Annotated in this window: 6 protein-coding genes and 1 tRNA gene; 4 read left to right on the forward strand and 3 right to left on the reverse strand. The window is 47.2% G+C overall.

What is annotated here, in order from left to right:
* Nucleotides 1–731: 731 nt before the first annotated feature.
* Nucleotides 732–820 (forward strand) — tRNA-Ser (locus AAAT87_RS14865).
* A gap of 89 nt (nucleotides 821–909) precedes the next feature.
* On the opposite strand, the gene trxB is transcribed toward AAAT87_RS14865, so the two are convergent.
* The 3 genes from trxB to AAAT87_RS14880 form a co-directional block, all read right to left on the reverse strand.
* Nucleotides 910–1842, reverse strand: a complete 933-nt coding sequence (gene trxB / locus AAAT87_RS14870; RefSeq protein WP_296973297.1) for a thioredoxin-disulfide reductase — start codon at nucleotides 1840–1842, stop codon at nucleotides 910–912.
* An 82-nt stretch (nucleotides 1843–1924) separates the two neighbouring features.
* Nucleotides 1925–2509 (reverse strand): 7-carboxy-7-deazaguanine synthase QueE, encoded by a 585-nt coding sequence (locus tag AAAT87_RS14875; protein WP_295025666.1) that lies wholly within the window; start codon nucleotides 2507–2509, stop codon nucleotides 1925–1927.
* A gap of 30 nt (nucleotides 2510–2539) precedes the next feature.
* A complete protein-coding gene (locus AAAT87_RS14880) occupies nucleotides 2540–2905 on the reverse strand; it encodes a 6-pyruvoyl trahydropterin synthase family protein (protein WP_089542795.1) in 366 nt (121 codons plus the stop codon).
* A gap of 178 nt (nucleotides 2906–3083) precedes the next feature.
* Between AAAT87_RS14880 and AAAT87_RS14885 the strand changes: the two genes are divergently transcribed.
* From AAAT87_RS14885 to tilS, 3 genes are all read left to right on the forward strand, one after another.
* On the forward strand, nucleotides 3084–4184 hold the full coding sequence (locus tag AAAT87_RS14885) for an AAA family ATPase (RefSeq protein ID WP_089542473.1): 1101 nt from the start codon (nucleotides 3084–3086) through the stop codon (nucleotides 4182–4184).
* Nucleotides 4185–4198: 14 nt separating this feature from the next.
* Entirely contained in the window at nucleotides 4199–4942 is a 744-nt protein-coding gene (gene kdsB, locus AAAT87_RS14890; RefSeq protein WP_295025590.1) for a 3-deoxy-manno-octulosonate cytidylyltransferase, read from the forward strand.
* A gap of 88 nt (nucleotides 4943–5030) precedes the next feature.
* Nucleotides 5031–6398 (forward strand): tRNA lysidine(34) synthetase TilS, encoded by a 1368-nt coding sequence (tilS, locus tag AAAT87_RS14895; RefSeq protein ID WP_349226857.1) that lies wholly within the window; start codon nucleotides 5031–5033, stop codon nucleotides 6396–6398.
* Nucleotides 6399–6532: the final 134 nt, after the last annotated feature.

Raw genomic sequence — 6532 nt, forward strand, 5'->3', positions numbered from 1 at the left:
ATCTTTCTTGGTATTACCATGAACAAAATTATCACCTCGATGAGTATTTTCTCGAAACTTTTTGTTATCTTTGCAGCAGAATCATCAACTGCATCTTTAAAGATATCCATATATTGGTCAAGTCCTGTATTCATATAATTTTGCGTTTGTCGTGATTTGCAAAGTTGCTGAAAATCAGCGACTTGACCAACTTTTTTATAGTTGATTTTTCATAAGCATTTCTTAATATAAGTTATTGATTTACAGACGATTAAATGTTAATTTAACGCAGTATTGAAATAAATCTCCCCAACTAGAAAGATAGAAAAGCACCTGCAAACACTAAGACTTGGTACGGAGAAGGTATAGAGAGGGTACGGAGCGGGGCTATATCGCATCCATCGGGCTTCTTCCTAGATGAGCGGTAAATCCTGCACGAACCCCCGAAAACTACGAAAAACCCACAAAATCAGTCCTAAAATGCCGCAAAACGGCTCTTATATGGCTCAAAACTCACGAATTTGGGAGAAATCCCGACATCTGCCCGAAAATCGCAAAAATCAGCGAAAATGAAATGAGTTCGCTTTTGATTATGCCTGCACAACATTCAGTAACTACTCATGCCCATAGGGGTGCTGAGTAGTTACCGTTGGAGGCTTGAGGGTTAATTTAGTTAAAATTTTCGTTCAATATTTTGTCGGTTCATCAAAAAGCAGTACTTTTGCATTGTCGTTGAAACAATATCAGACAAAGGAAGATTGGCAGAGTGACCGAATGCGCTGGACTCGAAATCCGGTATACCCTCTTCCGGGTATCGGGGGTTTGAATCCCTCATCTTCCGCAAAACTTTTCTCCATACAAAAAAATCCGCAGAGAGTTATTCTAAACTCCTGCGGATTTGTTTTTATCTAACTTTTATAAGTTCTGTGATTACAACTGCTGCAAATATCTGTCTGCCTCGATAGCAGCCTTGGCACCAGAGCCGGCTGCAACAATGCCCTGACGATAAACCGGGTCGGCAACATCGCCAGCAGCAAAGATGCCAGGAAGATTGGTGCTCGCAGTACCAGGAACCACCTTGATGAATCCCTGCTCATCCAAATCGATGAAATCCTTGAAGAGATCAGTGTTAGGCTTATGGCCGATAGCCAGGAAGAAACCATCGATGGCAATATCAAACTTCTCCTCGTTGGCCTCCCCCATGTGGCGAACTAGATGAGCACCCTCTACTCCATTCTCTCCAAACAAGCCGAGCGTATTGGTCTCAAAAAGAATCTCGATGTTCTCCTTCTCCTTCACACGCTTCTGCATGATTTCAGAAGCACGGAGATAAGGCTTGCGTACAATCATATACACCTTCTTGGCAAGACCAGCGAGATACATCGCCTCCTCGCAGGCAGTATCACCACCACCCACTACGGCAACCATACGCTTGCGATAGAAGAAGCCATCGCAGGTAGCACAGGCAGAAACGCCCTGTCCACGATATTTCTCCTCATCAGCCAGACCGAGATACTTGGCAGAAGCACCTGTAGCGATAATCACGGTATCAGCCTCAATCTCGTTGCCACGCTCATCGGTAAGATGATAAGGGCGGGAAGAGAAATCCACCTTGGAAATGCTTCCGTCGCGCAGATCCGCACCGAAACGGGCAGCCTGCTCCTTCATGTCCATCATCATCTGGGTGCCATCCACTCCATTAGGATAACCAGGGAAGTTCTCTACTTCCGTGGTGATGGTAAGCTGGCCGCCTGGCTGCATACCAGAATACAATACAGGATTGAGACCAGCTCTACCTGCATAAATGGCAGCTGTATATCCCGCAGGACCGCTACCTATAATCAAAGTCTTTACTTTTTCCATTATATTATTATTGTTTTATTATGATCTTGTAATGATCTTACATGATTATCTTATAAAATTTATCGGAATTATCTTAAGAGATTTATCGGATTCCCACGATCTTATGCATCTGGAGTGAAAGCTGCCATTCCGGATGCCGCTTCACATAGTCGATGCAGCCGGAGAGGATAAAGCGGTTGCGGGCATCATTGCCCACATCGCAAGGCTGCAGATACTGATAGGTGGTTTCCAATCCATAATTGCTTACTTCGTGGGTGCCGTCAAAGACCAGTTTCAACTCATCCACCTTCTTCAAGGCAAGTTCGCCGCCCTCCGTGAAGTCCAACTTAGGCGAACAGGTAATCCAGTCGATGCCCTCAGGAACCACGTGGGTGCCGTTGGTTTCCATCGAAAGATAATATCCCTGCTGATGCAGGAGATGGATGAGTTCCGCATCCACCTGCAGGGTTGGTTCGCCACCGGTAAGAACGATGAAGCGGCAATCGCCGCCCTTCTCCAGGCACGCAGCCAGGATGTCCTCGGCGCTCATCTCCTTATATCCCTTGAAATCGGTATCACAGAAAGGACATTTCAGATTGCAGCCGCTCATACGAACAAACACGGCTGGCCTGCCCGACCATCTTCCTTCTCCCTGAAGGGAATAGAATATCTCGTTAACTTTATACATTTTTCCTAATATTAATTACCAGCTCCTATATTAAGGAACCAGATGCTCGATTCCTCTGATTTTCTCTTCGTCAACCACCACGGCAGTATTACCGAAGCTCTCCTGCACCGTAGCCTTATAGCACTCAGGGAAGAGATCCACGAGCCATCTTCCGATATTCTCGGCGGTAGGATTGAAATCAAACACCTCGTTGAGATTGGCATGATCCATCTTGCCATGCACCGCTTTCTTGACATGGGTAAAATCTATCACCATGCCATCCTGGTTCAACTCTCTGCCCACAAAAAAGAGTTCTATCTGCCAGTTGTGACCATGCAGACTGCTGCACTTACTCTCGTAACTGAGGGTAAGCGAATGGGCTGCTGATATTTCTAATTTCTTTGAAATGAAGTAAATCATCTGTTATTTCTTGTCGTTTAACTTTGCAAAGATACATTAATTCATTTAGAATACAAAATAAAACCGAAAGTTTTTTTCTTTCTTAAAGAATTTATTGCTATCTTTGCACCCATAAAAAGAATGAGGGCGCTTGACGCATCCCATGACGCATCTGATAATAACAAAAAATAAGATAATGAATACAATTAAGAAAATTGTACTTACAGGTGGTCCTTGCGCAGGTAAAACCACTGCGCTGGTAAAAATAATCGACCACTTCTCTGGTCTTGGATACAAGGTGTTTACGATTCCTGAGGTTCCTACCATGTTCACCCAGGCAGGTATGAACTATCTCACCAAAAACGAGAAGTTCTTCTTCGAGGGAGAAAAAGCTACCTTCCTGACTCAGATTGGACTGGAAGACAGTTTCACCAAAATGGCGGAAACCATCGACAAGCCGGTCATCATCGTCTGCGACCGTGGCACGATGGATATCTCCACCTATCTGACAGAAGACTTCTGGAACCGCATCATCTCCGAGCAGGGATACACCAACACCCAGCTGCGTGAACGCTACGATGCCGTACTGCATCTGGTTTCTGCCGCAGATGGCGCTGAACAATTCTACACCACAGCCAACAATGCCCAGCGAGTGGAAAAGGCTGACGAAAAGGGATTGCAGATAGCCAGAGAACTGGACAAGAGAATCGTTTCCGCCTGGAAGGGCCATCCACATCTGAGAGTAATCAACAACCACGAGGACTTCAACAACAAGCTGAACCGTGTACTCAAGGAGATCAGCAATGTGCTGGGAATTCCACAACCTATCGAGGAGGAAAGAAAGTATATCGTGAAACTGACCGGCGAAGTTCCTAATGCCATCGACAGCGATATCGTCCAGACCTATCTTTCGGGAGAACCAGGCAGCGAGATCCGTCTCCGTCGCCGCGGATTCGAAGGTGGCAAGTACGTATATGTTCACACCACCAAGAAGCGCGTAGCCGACAACGAACAGATTGAGACCGAGCGACAGATCAGCGCCAATCTCTACGAGAATATGCTGCAGCAGGCAGACCCTTACCGTGCTACCATCCGCAAGCACCGCAAGAGCTTTATCTGGAAAGGTCAGTACTTCGAGCTGGATTCATTCTCAGAGCCAGTAAAAGACCTGATGATCCTGGAAACCAAAGGCATCGCAAAACGCGAGAGCGTGAAGTTCCCTCCTTTCATCCAGGTGCTCGAAGACATCACCGGCAATACACATTATTACAATTACAACATCGCTCTGAAGCGATAATAAAAAAGAAGCTTATGAAATTTATCGGTATTATTCCTGCAAGATACGCTTCAACGCGTTTCCCTGGCAAGCCTCTTGCCATGCTTGGTGGCAAGCCTGTTATTCTGCATGTATATGAAAAGGTAGCTGCTGTTTTAGAAGAAGCATACGTGGCTACTGACGATGAGCGCATTTTCAATGCCGTGGAAGCTTTTGGCGGTAAGGCGGTAATGACCCGTACAGACCACAAGAGCGGAACCGACCGCATAGAGGAGGCTATCGAGAAGATAGGCGGCGACTGGGATGTCATCGTCAACGTACAGGGCGATGAACCTTTCGTGGCAAAAAGCCAGCTGGAAACCATCTGTCATTGCTTCGATGACCCAACAACCCAGATTGCGACCTTGGGCAAGGCTTTCACCACGATGGAGGCTGTAGAGAATCCAAACAGTCCGAAAATCGCAGTCAGCAACCAGGGATTCGCTCTCTACTTCTCCCGCAGCGTCATCCCATACGTACGAGGTAAGGAGCGAGAGGAGTGGCTCCAGCATTTCCCTTACCTCAAGCATCTGGGCATCTACGCCTATCGCAAGGAAGTACTCAGAGAGGTAACACAGCTACCACAAAGTTCTCTCGAAATTGCAGAAAGCCTGGAACAGCTGCGCTGGTTGCAGAACGGATACAAGATCAAGGTGGGAACCACAGACGTTGAGACCGTGGGAATCGATACCCCGGAAGATCTCCAGCGCGCTGAGGAGTTTCTGAAAGAAGGACATTAAAAGAAACTTCAAGGTTAGATTTTCAAGGCAGGTGGAATAAATTACAGCAAAGAAAGATTCAGAAGATGAAGATTCAGGAATATAGAATATGAACAAGATAGAAACGATAGTCAGAAACTATATCGTGCGCCACGGAATGTGGAAGCACGACGGTTCTTATATTGTTGCCCTCTCGGGAGGAGCAGACAGTGTAGCTCTGCTCCTTATTCTCAAGAACCTGGGGATGCCCATCCATGCAGCCCACTGCAACTTCCACCTGCGTGGCGAAGAAAGCGAGCGCGACGAACAATTCTGCGTAGATCTCTGCGAGCGTGAAGGCATCTGCCTGCATCGCATCCACTTCGATACCCTCACCTATGCCGAAAAGCACAAGGTGAGTATCGAGATGGCTGCCAGGGATCTGCGCTACCGCTATTTCGCTCAACTCGCCCGAGACATTGAAGCCGACGGCATCTGCGTGGCACATCACAGAGATGACAATGTAGAAACGCTACTGCTCAATCTGCTGAGAGGTTCGGGGGTGGATGGACTCGCTGCCATTGCTCCCAAAAACGGAAACATCCTGCGCCCCCTACTCTGCATCAGCCGACAGGACGTCCTGGACTATCTCGCAGAAAAGGGGCAAGACTACGTCACCGACTCCACCAACCTGGAGGATGATGCCCTGCGCAACAAGATTCGCCATCACGTGATTCCGTTGTTGGAAACGCTGAACCCTGCTGCCAGGGAGAACATCGCCCAATCGGCCAGATACCTCAGACAGGCTAAGATGATGCTCGATGACGCTGTGGACGTACCATCGCAGCCCGATGATTCCGGCAATACCATAACCATCGGCCAGCAACTCGTGATGCAGGCGGCAAGTCCGGAGTTCATGCTCCATCAGCTAATCGGCAGCTATGGTTTTCATGGTGATACCATCGACGGCATCATAGAAAGTATGAACAGCCAGGACGGTGGAATAGGCAAGATTTGGAAAAGCAACGAATACATACTTTGCATCGACCGGGAAAAGCTGCTTATCACACCTCAGAAAGAAATGGATAACCTGCAGAAAGAAAAAGCTTTCCGCCTTCCGGAAGAAGGAAATTACAGTTTTGCCGGAAACACGAGAATCAGAATCCGCCGCTACCCTCGCACAGCCGACTTTACGCCAAGCAAGGAAAGCCATCGCATCACCCTGGATGCCAATCAGGTAAGTTTCCCGCTCACCTATCGACTCACCCAGCAAGGCGACAGATTCAAACCTTTCGGCATGAAGGGAACGAAGCTGGTAAGCGACTATCTGACAGACCGCAAGCGAAACTATATGGAGAAAATGAGCCAACATGTACTGACCGACAAGACAGGAGAAATCATCTGGCTCATCGGAGAAAGAACATCAGAACACTGCAGAATCATCCCCGACACCCAATCCATCCTAGAGATAGAACTGGAGGAAAAATCAGAAGTCTAATAAAACAACATTTATAAAAGCAACATATAAAAAGACTGAGCCCACTTTAAAAAGGAGCATATTTTGAATCCAGTCTGACCAGTGTGGTCATTCTGAGTGAAACATAGCAATCGGCTCCGCTGGTGAATATCTGT

The sequence above is a fragment of the Segatella sinensis genome (assembly GCF_040095255.1).
GTDB lineage: Bacteria > Bacteroidota > Bacteroidia > Bacteroidales > Bacteroidaceae > Prevotella > Prevotella sinensis.